The 12,614-nt window shown below is 71.4% G+C and carries 12 protein-coding genes; 4 read left to right on the forward strand and 8 right to left on the reverse strand.

Annotated features, from left to right (window positions below):
• Positions 1 to 32: 32 nt before the first annotated feature.
• Positions 33 to 1,145 carry an ABC transporter permease gene (locus AC5RVZ_RS00600; protein ID WP_494063847.1) on the reverse strand — a complete coding sequence of 371 codons (1,113 nt, stop codon included), beginning with the start codon at positions 1,143 to 1,145 and terminating at the stop codon, positions 33 to 35.
• Positions 1,142 to 2,026 carry an ABC transporter ATP-binding protein gene (locus tag AC5RVZ_RS00605; protein WP_494063848.1) on the reverse strand — a complete coding sequence of 295 codons (885 nt, stop codon included), beginning with the start codon at positions 2,024 to 2,026 and terminating at the stop codon, positions 1,142 to 1,144. Before AC5RVZ_RS00605 ends, AC5RVZ_RS00600 begins: the two co-directional genes overlap by 4 nt.
• Positions 2,027 to 2,260: 234 nt before the next feature.
• Here AC5RVZ_RS00605 and AC5RVZ_RS00610 point away from each other — a divergent pair, with 234 nt between their 5' ends.
• Positions 2,261 to 2,830, forward strand: coding sequence for an NADPH-dependent FMN reductase (locus AC5RVZ_RS00610; protein WP_494063849.1), 570 nt, complete (start codon positions 2,261 to 2,263; stop codon positions 2,828 to 2,830).
• Between the two features lie 265 nt (positions 2,831 to 3,095).
• On the opposite strand, the gene AC5RVZ_RS00615 is transcribed toward AC5RVZ_RS00610, so the two are convergent.
• The 4 genes from AC5RVZ_RS00615 to AC5RVZ_RS00630 form a co-directional block, all read right to left on the reverse strand.
• Positions 3,096 to 3,845, reverse strand: a complete 750-nt coding sequence (locus AC5RVZ_RS00615; RefSeq protein ID WP_494063850.1) for a response regulator — start codon at positions 3,843 to 3,845, stop codon at positions 3,096 to 3,098.
• Positions 3,842 to 5,143 (reverse strand): sensor histidine kinase, encoded by a 1,302-nt coding sequence (locus tag AC5RVZ_RS00620; protein ID WP_494063851.1) that lies wholly within the window; start codon positions 5,141 to 5,143, stop codon positions 3,842 to 3,844. The genes AC5RVZ_RS00615 and AC5RVZ_RS00620 overlap by 4 nt, the downstream gene beginning before the upstream one ends.
• 74 nt (positions 5,144 to 5,217) lie before the next feature.
• Positions 5,218 to 7,371: a sigma-70 family RNA polymerase sigma factor gene (locus tag AC5RVZ_RS00625; RefSeq protein WP_494063852.1), complete on the reverse strand. Its 2,154-nt coding sequence runs from the start codon at positions 7,369 to 7,371 to the stop codon at positions 5,218 to 5,220.
• 201 nt (positions 7,372 to 7,572) lie between these two features.
• Positions 7,573 to 8,412, reverse strand: a complete 840-nt coding sequence (locus AC5RVZ_RS00630) for an exodeoxyribonuclease III (protein ID WP_494063853.1) — start codon at positions 8,410 to 8,412, stop codon at positions 7,573 to 7,575.
• Positions 8,413 to 8,518: 106 nt separating this feature from the next.
• On the opposite strand from AC5RVZ_RS00630, the gene AC5RVZ_RS00635 reads away from it, so the two are divergent.
• Positions 8,519 to 9,319 carry a S1 family peptidase gene (locus AC5RVZ_RS00635; RefSeq protein WP_494063854.1) on the forward strand — a complete coding sequence of 267 codons (801 nt, stop codon included), beginning with the start codon at positions 8,519 to 8,521 and terminating at the stop codon, positions 9,317 to 9,319.
• A gap of 59 nt (positions 9,320 to 9,378) precedes the next feature.
• Positions 9,379 to 9,957, forward strand: coding sequence for an orotate phosphoribosyltransferase (pyrE, locus tag AC5RVZ_RS00640; protein ID WP_494063855.1), 579 nt, complete (start codon positions 9,379 to 9,381; stop codon positions 9,955 to 9,957).
• Between the two features lie 150 nt (positions 9,958 to 10,107).
• On the opposite strand, the gene AC5RVZ_RS00645 is transcribed toward pyrE, so the two are convergent.
• The gene (locus AC5RVZ_RS00645) at positions 10,108 to 10,680 is read right to left on the reverse strand and encodes a YdeI/OmpD-associated family protein (RefSeq protein ID WP_494063856.1); all 573 of its coding nucleotides are present in this window, start codon (positions 10,678 to 10,680) and stop codon (positions 10,108 to 10,110) included.
• A 48-nt stretch (positions 10,681 to 10,728) separates the two neighbouring features.
• On the reverse strand, positions 10,729 to 11,538 hold the full coding sequence (locus tag AC5RVZ_RS00650) for an HAD-IIA family hydrolase (RefSeq protein ID WP_494063857.1): 810 nt from the start codon (positions 11,536 to 11,538) through the stop codon (positions 10,729 to 10,731).
• A 40-nt stretch (positions 11,539 to 11,578) separates the two neighbouring features.
• On the opposite strand from AC5RVZ_RS00650, the gene AC5RVZ_RS00655 reads away from it, so the two are divergent.
• The gene (locus tag AC5RVZ_RS00655; RefSeq protein WP_494063858.1) at positions 11,579 to 12,529 is read left to right on the forward strand and encodes an SDR family NAD(P)-dependent oxidoreductase; all 951 of its coding nucleotides are present in this window, start codon (positions 11,579 to 11,581) and stop codon (positions 12,527 to 12,529) included.
• Positions 12,530 to 12,614 lie beyond the last annotated feature (85 nt).

Here is a 12,614-nt window from a genome sequence, read left to right on the forward strand (position 1 = left end):
TCCTCGCTCGCTCAACGATCCGAGGCGCCGTGTCAGCTCGAGAGCGCCTCGGTGAGCTTGACGCGCGCGCCCATGCGCAGCAGCGAGTTCTCGTAGATGCGGGCGCCGACGAGGATCGCCGCGATGCACGTCGCGATGAGGATCACGAGCGACAGCAGCGGCTCCCACCACTGCGCCTCGCCGAGGAACAGCCGCATCGGCATGCCCACCGGCGCCGAGAACGGCACGTACGACATGACGCCGAGCACCAGCGGGTTGTCGTTGAAGAAGATCACCAGGAAGTACGGCGCCATGATCAGCATCGTCAGCGGCGTGGTGGTCGAGCCGATGTCCTCCTGACGCGACACCATCGACGCTGCCGCGGCGAACAGCGACGCGAGGAGGATGAAGCCGAACAGGAAGAAGATCGCGAACCAGGCGATGGGGCCGCCGAGGCCCTGCAGCAGCGCCGTCTGATCCGTCACGGTCAGGCCCACGACGGCGATCGCGGCGAGGATCAGGATCTGCGCCATCGCGAGGATCGTGTTGCCGATGACCTTGCCCGCCAGCAGCACGCGGACCGGGATGGCGGAGATGAGCAGCTCCACCACGCGTGTCTGCTTCTCCTCGACGACGCTCTGCGCGATCGTGCCACCGAACAGCGACGCGGCCATGAGGAACACCACACCGAAGCCGATCGCGGCCACGTAGCCGAGCGCGGCGTTGGTGTCATCGGGGTTCAGCAGCTCGACCGGCGGGACCTGTGCGAGCTGCAGCAGCAGCTGCGTCGGGGCGCTGTCGTCGGCGAGCACCGTGAAGCCCGTCGGCGACGCCGTATCGCCCACGATCGCGGCGTCCACGTCGCCGCTCTCGACGAGGGACTCCGCCTCGCCCCGGTCGGCGACATCGGTGATCTCCAGGCCCTCCGCGTCCGTGACGTACTGCTCGGCATCCGAGGTGACGGCCACCGGCGTGCCGCTGGAGTTGGCCGCCGAGAAGCCGCCCCAGATCACCAGCGCCAGCGCGCCGACGAACAGGATGGCGGTGGAGATGACGAACGCCTTGCTGCGCAGCTTCGAGCCGATCTCGCGCTCGGCCACGAGCCAGATGCCCTGCGCGGGGCTGAGACCCGACGCGGTCGTCGATGAGGGGAGAGGCGTGCTCACTGGATGACCTCCTTGAAGATCTGGGCGAGGGTGGGATGCTGCGGCGCGAAGCTCGCGACGTCCCCCTGTGCGACCGCTCGACGCAGCACCCGCTGCGCGGTCTCGTCGCTGTCGGCATCGAACACGGCGTAGCCGCCGTCGAAGTCGAGCACCTCGACGCCCGGCTCGGTGCGGAGCCAACCGGCGTCACCGGCCGAGACGAGCTCGAACCGGCGGGTGGAGTGCGCGGCCCGCAGCGCATCGCGGGCCCCGGCGGCGCGGATCGTGCCGCCGGCGATGATGACGAGGTCGTCGCAGAGGCGCTCGACGACGTCGAGCTGATGCGACGAGAACAGCACCGCCGCACCGGCCGCGGCCCGCTCCTGCAGGACGCTCGCGACGACGTCGACGGCCAGCGGGTCCAGTCCCGAGAACGGCTCGTCCAGGATCAGCACCTGCGGCTCGTGCACGAGGGCAGCGGCGATCTGGGCGCGCTGCTGATTGCCCAGCGACAGCGTCTCGACGTTGTCCTCGAGCCGCTCGCCGAGGCCGAGCTGCTCGAGCAGCGCGCGTGCGCGGTGCGTGGCATCCGTCTTGGAGAAGCCGTGCAGGCGGGCGAGGTACACGATGTGCTCGAGGACCTTCATCTTCGGGTACAGCCCGCGCTCCTCGGGCATGTAGCCGAATCGGCGGCGGTCTCCGGTCGTCACCGCCGCGCCGTCGAGCGTCACGCTGCCGGCGTCCTTGGACAGCACCCCGAGGGTGATGCGCATGGTGGTGGTCTTGCCCGCGCCGTTCCCGCCGACGAAGCCCGTGAGCCGTCCCGGCCGCACGTCGAACGACACGTCGTCGAGCACACGGCGCCCGCCATAGCTCTTGGTGATGCCTCGCAGTCGCAGCATCCCTCTCTCCTTCCGGCCCGCATCCGATCGGGACGTGCTCCACGCTACGGAGCGGGGTCGCGCCGCGCCTCCGCCCTGAGGCGGATTCCGCGGGACCGCCCCGCGGGGGAGGGTCGAAGACGCCGGCGGATTTTCATGCGAGGGAATAGATGGCCAGTGCATGTACTTGAATAGATGTTGGAACGTCCCCGGCGCACCGCCTGGAGCGCCGCCGTGTGAAGGAGAAGACGCACCATGACCGATCGGACCATCGGCTACATCGTCGGCAGCATCTCGTCGACCTCGATCAACCGCCGCCTGGCGAAGGCGCTCGAGCGTCTCGCCCCCGAGGGCACCACCCTCGTCGAGATCCCCATCAAGGACCTCCCGTTCTACACGCCCGACTACGACGCCGACTTCCCCCAGGTCGCGCGCGACTTCAAGCAGGCGATCGCCGACGCCGACGGCGTCATCATCATCACTCCGGAGTACAGCCGCTCCATCCCCGGCGTGCTGAAGAACGCCCTCGACTGGTCGGCCCGCCCGTGGGGCCAGGCATCCTTCGACGGCAAGCCCACCGCCGTCATCGGCACGTCGCAGGGCGGCATCGCGACCGCCGCGGCGCAGCAGCACCTGAAGGCGATCCTCAGCCACTACAACGCGCCCACGCTGGGCCAGCCCGAGGGCTACGTGCAGAGCACGCCGGGCCTGTTCACCGACAACGGCGAGGTCACCAACGAGCAGACCGCCGAGTTCCTCGCCGGCTACCTCCAGGCGTTCGTCGCGCTGATCGACCGCTTCGCCGAGGTCCCCGTCGCGGCCTGAGCCGCGTCCTCGCACCTCCGGAGGAGATCGCTCCTGCGGAGGACGGAGAACCCGAGTCCGTCCTCCCGATCGCCGATCTCCTCCGGTACGCATCACGGATGCCCCGTCCGGCGCACTGCGCCCGGCCGGGGCATCCGTCGTCTCGGGCCCCGCGCCCCTGATCGCAACTCAGGCAGAACCCGCCTCGCCGGCCCGGATGCCGGCATCCGGGCCCTTCCAGCCTGAGTCATGGGCACCGGCGGCCGGCACCGCGGCCGGGGACGCGTCAGGCGAGACCGTGGCGGTGCGCGTAGACGACGGCAGCGACGCGATCGCGGGCGCCGAGCTTCTGCAGCACGTTGGACACGTGCGTCTTCACGGTCGCCTCGCCGATGTACAGCCGCGCCGCGATCTCGGCGTTGCTGAGCGCCTGCGCCACGAGCCGCAGCACCTCCGCCTCCCGCTCGGTCAGGTCGGGCACCGGCGCAGGCCCCTCGCGCGCCGAGAATCCACCCGGCGGCCGAGACTCCGGGTGAACCCCACGGTCTCGGCCGTGCGGCGGATTCTCGCGGCCGGCACCGGCGGCCCGGGCCTCGACAGGCGAGCGGGCGAACCGCTGGATCACGCGGCGGGTCACCTCGGGAGCCAGCAGCGCATCGCCGGCAGCCGCCACGCGCACGGCGGCGACCAGCTCCTCGGGCCCGGCGTTCTTGAGCAGGAAGCCGCTCGCACCGGAGGCCAGCGCGTCGAACAGGTAGTCGTCGCGGTCGAAGGTCGTCACGATCACGACGGCCGCCGTCACGCCCGGGTCCGCCGCGAGGCGCCGGGTCGCCTCGAGCCCGTCCATGTCCGGCATCTGCACGTCCATGCAGATGACGTCAGGCCGAAGGGCGGATGCCGCCGCCAGGGCCTCCACGCCGGTCGTCGCCTCACCGACGACGGCGATGTCGCCGGCCGACTCCAGGATCATGCGGAATCCGGCGCGCATGACGGCGTGGTCGTCGACGAGGAGCACGCGGATCGGGGAGGCGGTCATGCGCGCACCGCCGCGCCGGACGACGCCGCCCGATCGATGGAGTCCCCGCCGAGCGGGATGCGCAGCCGGACCAGGAACCCGCCACGGCTGCGCGGTCCCGCCTCGAGCGTTCCCCCGGATGCCGCCGCCCGTTCCCGCATCCCCACGATCCCGAGCCCCGGTCGCATCGGCGTGGTGGAACGCCCGGTGTTCGACACCTCGAGTTCCACGGCGTCGTCGCCGTAGCGCAGCCGGACGTCGGCGGAGGCGCCGGGCCCGCCGTGACGGCGGGCGTTGGTCAGCGCCTCCTGTGCGATGCGGTAGAGGTTCACCTGGGTGACCTCGGGCAGCTCGACCGGCTCGCCGATCACCGTGAACGTCGTGGGAAGGCCGTTGTCGTTGGCGTGCGCGATGAGGTCGGGCAGGGCCGACACGTGGACCGTCGAGCCGCCCTCGGCGTCGGTCGCGGAAGTCCGCAGCGTCTCCAGCAGATGCCGCAGCTCCTGCAGTGCGGACCGAGCGGATGCCTCGACGCCGAGCAGCGCCGCCCGCGCGGCATCCGGGTCCCGGTCCAGCACCGCGCGTGCCGCACCCGCCTGCACGCCCATCGCCGAGACGTGGTGCGCGACGACGTCGTGAAGCTCGCGCGCGATCCGGACGCGGTCGAGGGCGACGGCCTGGGCGGCGGTGACCTCGCGCTCGCGTTCCAGCTCGTGCGTGCGCTCCTCGAGCGCGGCCCGCGAGAGCGCGGCCGCATACGACCGATCGCCGAAGTAGTAGGCGCCGCCGAAGAAGGCCGCGTTGACGAGGAACTGGATGAGCATGAAGGCCGCGAACGGGGAGAACAGGCCGGCCCGTGACAGGGTCTCATCGCTCGGATCGATGGCCGCCTGGAACGTCGTGATCAGCAGCCACACGAACATGCCGACGATGATGCCGACGCGTACGAACATCGCCCGGCGCCGGTCGTCGACCCACGCGCCCACCGTGTACATCGCGATGAAGACGGCGATGTTGCTGACGTACAGCTCCGGGATGCGTGCGGACACCCCGGCGAAGAACACCACGGCGACGACGATCGCCACGATCTCGGGGTACCGGCGCCGGACAGCGAGCGGGGCGGCGAGGCCGACCGCGTACAGCAGCGCCCACTGCATGTCGGCCGCTTCCTCGCCGCCGTAGACGCCCGCGACAGAGCCCAGAGCGGCGCTCAGTACGGCGCCGAGCAGCAGCGCGCCTGCCAGCCACGCGTCGTTGCGGAGGTCGCGTGCCGTCGGCGGCGGTCGGCGCTCGAGGCGGGCGGAAGCGGAATCGGCCATCCCTCCACGCTACGGCCGGGCCCGATCCGCCACATCCGTCGCACGGGGGAGAGCGGATGCCGCCCGGTGCGGACTCAGGGCGCCGAGCCGGTCGGGTCGGTCACGGTGAAGGTGTAGGACTCCAGACGTCCGACTCGCTTGGTGACGGGATCGATGTACCGGATGCCGATCACATGCGTGCCGGCGCGCACATTGCGCACCACCCGCTCGATCGGCTCTGCCTCCAGGCGATGCTCGTTGCCGGTGAAGACGGAATCGACGGCCACGATGACGGTCTCGCCGGGGATGCCACTGAGGAAGATCGGGAACTCGCCGACGCCGTCGCCGTCCACGTCGGTCAGGGTCGCGTCGAGGCTGCCGTCCTCCGAGGCCACGGTGGGCACGGGGAAGACATACGGGCCGATCGCGGTGCTCGGCTCGGACGGCAGCGACTGGGCGTCGGTCTGCACGGCGCGGACCGTCATGCCGTCATGCAGCGCGTCGCCCGGCAGCGCAGCGGTGAACGTCCCGTCGGGCGCGACGTCGGCTCGGGTCAGTTCGGTCCCGGTCTCGTCGAGCAGCGTGACGACCGCCCCGGGAACGCCGGTGCCCGTGACCTCGTCGGGCACGGGCGAATCGAGGCGCTGCGGAGCGCTCAGGGTCGGCGTGGCCGAGACCGGCGTGGGCGTCGGGGTGGGTGTCGGACTCGGCGTGGGTGTCGGTGTGGGCACCGGATCCGGAGCCGGACTCGGTGCGGGCGGCGGCGGTGTGACCGGCCGCGGTGCCGGTGACGGGTCTGAAAGCGGCACGGGTGCCGTCACCGGCGGCGACGTGATCGGTTCTGTGACGGGTGCGGCGACGGGCGCCTCGGGTGCCGCAGAAGCCTGCGGCGCCGGTCGGTCGGCGGCCGGTCGATCGGGTGCGGTGTCGGACGGCGCTTCGATGGCCACGTCCGGGTCGGGAGCCGGTGGCGTTCCCCACGGCGCCACCGCGATCACGATGGCGGCCGCGGCGGCGACGGCGGCCACGCCCAGACCCACCAGGATGCCGATGACCGCCGGGGTGGCGCCGCCGGTGCCCCCCGCACCGGCAGCGCCACCGCCGGCGCCCACGACCCCTGCGGCGCTCGCGGCGGTCCCCACCGCCCCGGCGCTTGCGGCCCCTGCGGCGCTCGCGGCGGTCCCCACCGCCCCGGCGCTTGCGGCCCCTGCGGCGCTCGCGGCGGTCCCCACCGCCCCGGCGCCCGCATCCCCTGCGGCGGTCGCCGCGGTCCCCAGTCCCGCGGCGCCGCCAGCCCCTGCAACGCTCGCGGCGGCCCCCACCGCCGCAGCGCTGCCAACCCCGATGCCCCCGGCATCCCCCGCGCGACGTGCCCCCGCGTCGCCGGTCGCCATCCCTTGGGATGGATCCGCGCCGTTCCCCACGACGGTCGCGGCCCCTGCCGCCGCGGCCGGAGTGGCGTCGGCGGTGTAGGCGAGGGCCCCCGCCCCGCCCAGGACGAGTGGGAGAAGGACCACTCGCAGCTTGTGAGAGACGTTCTCGATGTCGGCCGAGACGATCTGGCACGCCGCGCACTGCGCGAGGTGCTCGTCGAAGCGACGGCGGTCGCCGCGCGACATCTTGCCGCCGGCGAGGATGCGCTCGCAGACCCACCGGCACTCGGCCGGCCGATTCGGGTCGGCGACGTGCGCCTCGAGCCACGCTCGCCGGAAGCCCTCCCGGGCGCGATAGGCCAGGGCCGACACCGCGTTGGAGGACATCCCCAGCAGCGGCGCGATCTCGCGCGGCTTCATGCCCTCGACCTCGGTGTACCACAGCAGCTCGCGCCAGCGCTCGGGCAGCGTCCGGAACGCCTGCACGAGCACAGACCGTTCGGCGATGCTCTCGGCCGCGTCCTCCGACGCGTTCTCGAGCCGATCGTCGAAGTCGTCCACCGGCAGCTCCTGCGCGCGTCGTCCCCACGACGCGGCGAGGTTGCGGATGGTGCTGAACAGATAGGGCCGGAATCCCTCTCGCGGCCCGCCACCGTTGCGGATGGCGCTCAGGATCGACGTGAACGCCTCCGACACGAGGTCGTCGGGGTCGAAGCTCGGAGCCACCGCGCGCGCGGCACGCAGTCCGCTGCCGACGTGGCGCTCCCACAGCGTCGCGTACGCCGCGTCGTCGCCGCTCCGGGCCGCGACGACGAGCTCGTCGTCCGAGGGCTCGAGGGGAGCGTCGTCCACGTTGGGGTGGACGGGGCTCGACACGGGTTCACCTTCCTCGCCGATCGGCGTGCGTTTCACGGGTGCGGCCTGGCGGGCGACACCGCGCCAGGCGCCGGCCGCGTCCCGCGGTGACCCCGTACGGAGTCCCCCCTGAATGGACGCAGCGTGGCGTACACAAGACAGGACGTCTCGATTCGCGAAACGTGACGCGAAACGAAGAATTTCTCCGAATCTAGCGCCGAATCAGAAGATCATGGGCCGATCGTCGTCATCGGGGCCCTGCAGATCCAGGTCGACGACGACGGGAACGTGGTCGCTCGGCGCCTCACCCTTGCGCTCGTCGCGGTGGATCGCCGCTGCGGTGACCGCATCGGCGAGCGCGTGCGAGCCGAGGATGAAGTCGATGCGCATGCCCTGATTGCGCGGGAAGCGCAGCTGCTTGTAGTCCCAGTACGTGAAGCCCGTCGGCACGAGCGGCCGCACGACGTCCTGCAGCCCGGCCGCCTCCAGCGCGGCGAACGCCTCGCGCTCGGGCGGGGACACATGCGTCGAGAAGCCCTGCACGACGGCGGGGTCGCCGTTGTCGGCATCCGTCGGAGCGATGTTGAAGTCGCCGACGAGCGCCAGCGGAAGATCCGGGTTCGCCGTCAGCGCCGCACCGGTGTACTGCGCCAGGGCCGACAGCCATTCCAGCTTGTAGAAGAAGTGCGGGTCGCCCAGCGACCGGCCGTTGGGCACGTACAGGCTCCACACCTCGACGCCGCCGATCGTCGCGCCGAGCGCGCGCGCCTCCTGCGGGGCATCGGGGCCGGTGTGTCCTTTCGCGAAGCCCGGCATGCCGGGGAACTCGGTCCGCACGTCGGTGATCGGCTCGCGGCTGGCGATCGCCACGCCGTTCCACTGCGAGAAGCCGTGCGCCTCGACGTGGTAGCCGGCCTCCTCGAAGCGGTCGAACGGGAACTGGTCGACCTTGCACTTGATCTCCTGCATCGCGAGCACGTCGATGTGCTCGCGCTCGGCGAAGCCGACGATGCGGTCGACACGCGCGCGGATGGAGTTGACGTTCCAGGTGGCCAAGCGCATGGGATCAAGCCTAGGTCGGGGCGGCGACGCTCCCGTGCGAAGGAACCCCTTGTCGCCGCCGCGCCGCGGTGGAATGCTCTACCGCAACCTGACAAAGGGAGGCACCATGCGCAAACCAGCGCTCGCCGTCGCGGCTGCCGCGGCGGCTTTTCTGTTCCTGTCCATCGCGTCACCGGCCCAAGCCATCACGAACGGCGTGCCCGATGGTGACGATCATCCGAACGTGGGCCTGATGGTGGCCTTCATCGACGGCGAGCCGCAGTGGCGCTGCAGCGGGACGCTCATCTCGCCCACCGTCTACCTCACCGCCGGACACTGCACGTACGGCGCCGACCATGTCGAGATCTGGTTCGACGACGACCTGAGGGATGCCGCGGCCGTGGGCTACCCGACCGACGGGGAGGTCTCGGGCACCCCCTACACGCACCCGCAGTACGACGACGCCGCCTTCTACCTCTACGACCTCGGCATCGTGGTGCTCGACGAACCCGTCATCGTCGACGAGTACGGAGCACTGCCGACGCTCAACCAGCTCGACGCGCTGGCCACCCAGCGCGGCAAGCAGGACGTCACCTTCACCGCGGTCGGATACGGCCTGCAGAAGAGCTTCCCCGACTCGATCGCGGACGTGAAGAACCAGGCCGACCGGCTGCGGATGGTCTCGTACCCGAAGCTGAACCAGATCAACACCGGCTTCACGGGGGAGGGCTCGCTGCTGCTGTCGAACAACGCCCACACCGGTGGAACGTGCTCGGGCGACTCGGGCGGCCCGAACTTCATCGGCGATTCGAACGTGATCGCCGGTGTCACCTCGTACGGGCTGAACGTCACGTGCGCAGGCACGGGCGGCGTCTACCGGATCGACCGCGCCGACGACCTGGCGTGGATCTCGACGTTCCTGGACTGATCGGGTGAGACGGATGCCGCGATCTCTCGCCGGATCGCGGCATCCGTAGACTCGATCCCATGACCGCCGCCTCGACGCCCGAGCTCGAACTCGACCGCCAGCAGCTCATCGCGCTGATCAAGGCCGAGGCGGTGTTCCACGGCGACTTCACGCTTTCCAGCGGGAAGAAGGCGTCGTACTACGTCGACATGCGCAAGCTCACCCTGGACCACCGTGCCGCTCCGGCGATCGGGCGCATCATGCTCGATCTCATCCGCGATATCGACGGCATCGTCGCCGTCGGGGGACTGACCCTCGGCGCCGACCCGATCGCGAACGCCGTGATGCACGAGTCGGCCCGCACGACGCGGCCGCTGGACGCCTTCGTCGTCCGCAAAGAGCCCAAGGACCACGGCCGCGGCCGTCAGGTGGAGGGAGCGGATGTCGCGGGCAAGCGCGTCGTGGTGGTCGAGGACACCTCCACCACCGGCCAGTCGGCGCTGAAAGCCGTGGAGGCGCTGCGGCGCGAGGGTGCCGAGCCGGTCGCCGTCGCCGTGATCGTCGACCGCAAGACCGGTGCCCAGGCCGCGGTCGAGGCCGAGGGTCTGCAGTGGCTCGCGGCCATCGACCTCGACGACCTGGGACTCGCGCCGCAGTAGGCCGTTCGTCTCGGTCGCTGCGCTCCCTCGGTCAGTCGCGGTCTCCGCCGCGGCCGCGCCCGCGCCACCACTGCCACAGCACCACCACGAGCGTGCCGAGGATGATGAGGCCGCTCGTCATCAGCAGCAGGCTCTGCTCGAACTCGCTCATCACGGTCTCTTCCCCTCCGCCGCGTCCGCGACGAGCTTCGCGATGCGCGCCGCGCGGGTCTCGGTGCGGCGTGCGGTGTCGACGTTCGTGATGCCGAGCTTGCGCACCGACGGCGGGAAGGCATCCCACGCCGCCCGGGCGGCCGGGACGGCGTCGAGCGCGGCGGCGAGGTCGTCGGGCTCCCGGAGGGCCTCGGCGTTGTCGAGCACCGTCCACGAGCCGTTCGCCTTCGCGACCTCGATGGCGCGGATGCCGGCTTCGGCGAGGAGCCCTTCGGCTTCGAGCCGTTCCACGCGCGCCTTGTTGGTCGCCGCCCACCCGCTCGACGGTCGCCGCGGCGCGAACCACAGCCCGCCCCGGAGGTCGTCGAACGTGCGCACCGGTCCGTCGATCCATCCGAAGCACAGCGCCTGGAGGATCGCGTCCTCGTACTCGACGAACGTCAGGCCCGAGCCCGGGCGGGCTCGCACCAGCCACGCACCCGTGGAGGTGCGATGGTTCTGCTCGAGCCACGCGCGCCAGGCCGCGGCATCCCGCGCCTCCACCCGTTCGCCGACGTCGAGCGCTCCCATGGTGCGACCCTACCGGGAACCCCCGACGCGGTCGCCTCGCGTCGAAGGTCAGATGCCCTCGGGCATCTCCGACTCGACCGGCTCGTGATGCAGCAGGTCCGCGACCGACTCCAGCACCTCGTCGGGGCGGAACGGGTACCGCTGGATCTCGGCGGCGTCGCTGATGCCGGTGAGGACCAGCACGGTGTGCAGACCCGCCTCGATGCCCGCCACCACGTCGGTGTCCATGCGGTCGCCGATCATGCCGGTGTTCTCGGAGTGCGCCCCGAGCCGGTTCATCGCCGAGCGGAACATCATGGGATTCGGCTTGCCGACGACGTAGGGCTCCATGCCGGTGGCCTTGGTGATGAGGGCCGAGATCGCCCCCGTGGCCGGCAGCACCCCCTCGGTCGACGGGCCGGTCGCATCGGGATTGGTCGCGATGAACCGGGCGCCGGCGTTGATGAACCGGATTGCCTTGGTGATCGCCTCGAACGAGTAGTTGCGCGTCTCGCCGACGACGACGTAGTCGGGGCGCGTCTCCGTCATGATGAAACCGGCCTCGTGCAGCGCCGTCGTGAGACCCGCCTCGCCGATCACGAACGCCGTGCCCCCGGGCATCTGGCTGCGGAGGAAGTCAGCGGTCGCCAGGGCGGAGGTCCAGATCGACTCCTCGGGCACGATGAGCCCGGAAGCCCGCAGCCGGGCGCTCAGATCCCGCGGCGTGAAAATCGAGTTGTTGGTGAGCACGAGGAAGGGGGTTCCGCTGTCGCGCCACTGCTGCAGCAGCGCCGAAGCGCCCGGAATCGGGGTGTTCTCGTGGACCAGCACCCCGTCCATGTCGGTCAGCCAGCAATCGATGTCGGCACGGGTGCGCATGCGTCCAGACTATGGGGGCGGCGGGCATAAGGTCGAAGTCGTGACCTGGGACCCCCGGAGCCTCCCCGACCTCTCCGGCCGTGTCTATCTCGTGACCGGATCCAACGCGGGCCTGGGCTATTTCGCCTCGGAGCAGCTGGTGCGCGCGGGCGCGCGCGTGGTCATGTCGGCGAGGCATCCCAACCGGCTCTCGAGCGCGCGCGCCGCGATCCGGCGACGGGTTCCGGATGCCTCGCCGGATGCCACCGAGCCGCTGATCCTCGACACCAGCAACCTCGGCTCGGTGCGCTCGGCGGCGGCGAGCGTGCGCGGCCGCGGACGCCTGGACGGCGTGCTGCTGAACGCCGGCATCGTGCACGCGCCCAAGACGCGCCAGACCACGGTCGACGGGCACGAGGTCGTGTTCGCGACGAATGTGCTGGGGCACTTCGCGCTCGCGGGAGAGCTGCTGCCCGCCCTGGCCGAGGCCGAGGGGCGCATGGTGTGGGTGGGCAGCGTGTCGACGTCGCTGACGCCGTACGACCCGGTCGACCCCCATCTGACCGAGCGCTACTCGTCGTGGCGCGCCTACGTGCAGTCGAAGGTCGCCACGACATCGCTCGGATTCGAGGCGGACCGCCGTCTGCGTGCTGCGGGCGTGCCGGTGTCGAGCATCGTCGCGCACCCCGGCTACTCCATCGGCGGGCGCACCCCCGAGATCGCCGGAGTCAACGAGCCGTCACGCGCCAAGCGCCTGAAGGACCGGCTGCAGGCCGGCATCGCACAGTCCAAGGAGCACGGGGCCTGGCCGCTGGTGCGGGCGCTGGTGGACCCCGGGGTGCGCGGCGGGGAGTTCTGGGGCCCGCGCACCGGCACCCGCGGCGAGCCGCGCCGCGCGACGGCATCCCGCATCACCCGTGACCCCGAGATCGCGTCGCGCCTGTGGGAGGCGGCCGAGAGCGCGACCGGCGTGCACTGGCCGTTCGAAGCGGCCGCCCGGCCGCGCCACTGAGCCGCCGCGGCACCGGAACCCGACTGCCTGCGGCCACCACTCTGCGCATAACTCAGGCTGAACGGGCCCCCGTGGTCCCGAGCCG

It is taken from the genome of Arthrobacter sp. Cza30 (genome assembly GCF_059090765.1).

What these genes read in the sequence shown, in the direction of transcription:
- AC5RVZ_RS00630 (WP_494063853.1), bottom strand. Translation starts at nt 8,412, where the DNA reads ATGCGCTTGGCCACCTGGAACGTCAACTCCATCCGCGCGCGTGTCGAC.
- AC5RVZ_RS00635 (WP_494063854.1), top strand. Translation starts at nt 8,519, where the DNA reads ATGCGCAAACCAGCGCTCGCCGTCGCGGCTGCCGCGGCGGCTTTTCTG.
- AC5RVZ_RS00650 (WP_494063857.1), bottom strand. Translation starts at nt 11,538, where the DNA reads ATGCGCACCCGTGCCGACATCGATTGCTGGCTGACCGACATGGACGGG.
- AC5RVZ_RS00610 (WP_494063849.1), top strand. Translation starts at nt 2,261, where the DNA reads ATGACCGATCGGACCATCGGCTACATCGTCGGCAGCATCTCGTCGACC.
- AC5RVZ_RS00620 (WP_494063851.1), bottom strand. Translation starts at nt 5,143, where the DNA reads ATGGCCGATTCCGCTTCCGCCCGCCTCGAGCGCCGACCGCCGCCGACG.
- pyrE (WP_494063855.1), top strand. Translation starts at nt 9,379, where the DNA reads ATGACCGCCGCCTCGACGCCCGAGCTCGAACTCGACCGCCAGCAGCTC.
- AC5RVZ_RS00605 (WP_494063848.1), bottom strand. Translation starts at nt 2,026, where the DNA reads ATGCTGCGACTGCGAGGCATCACCAAGAGCTATGGCGGGCGCCGTGTG.
- AC5RVZ_RS00615 (WP_494063850.1), bottom strand. Translation starts at nt 3,845, where the DNA reads ATGACCGCCTCCCCGATCCGCGTGCTCCTCGTCGACGACCACGCCGTC.
- AC5RVZ_RS00645 (WP_494063856.1), bottom strand. Translation starts at nt 10,680, where the DNA reads ATGGGAGCGCTCGACGTCGGCGAACGGGTGGAGGCGCGGGATGCCGCG.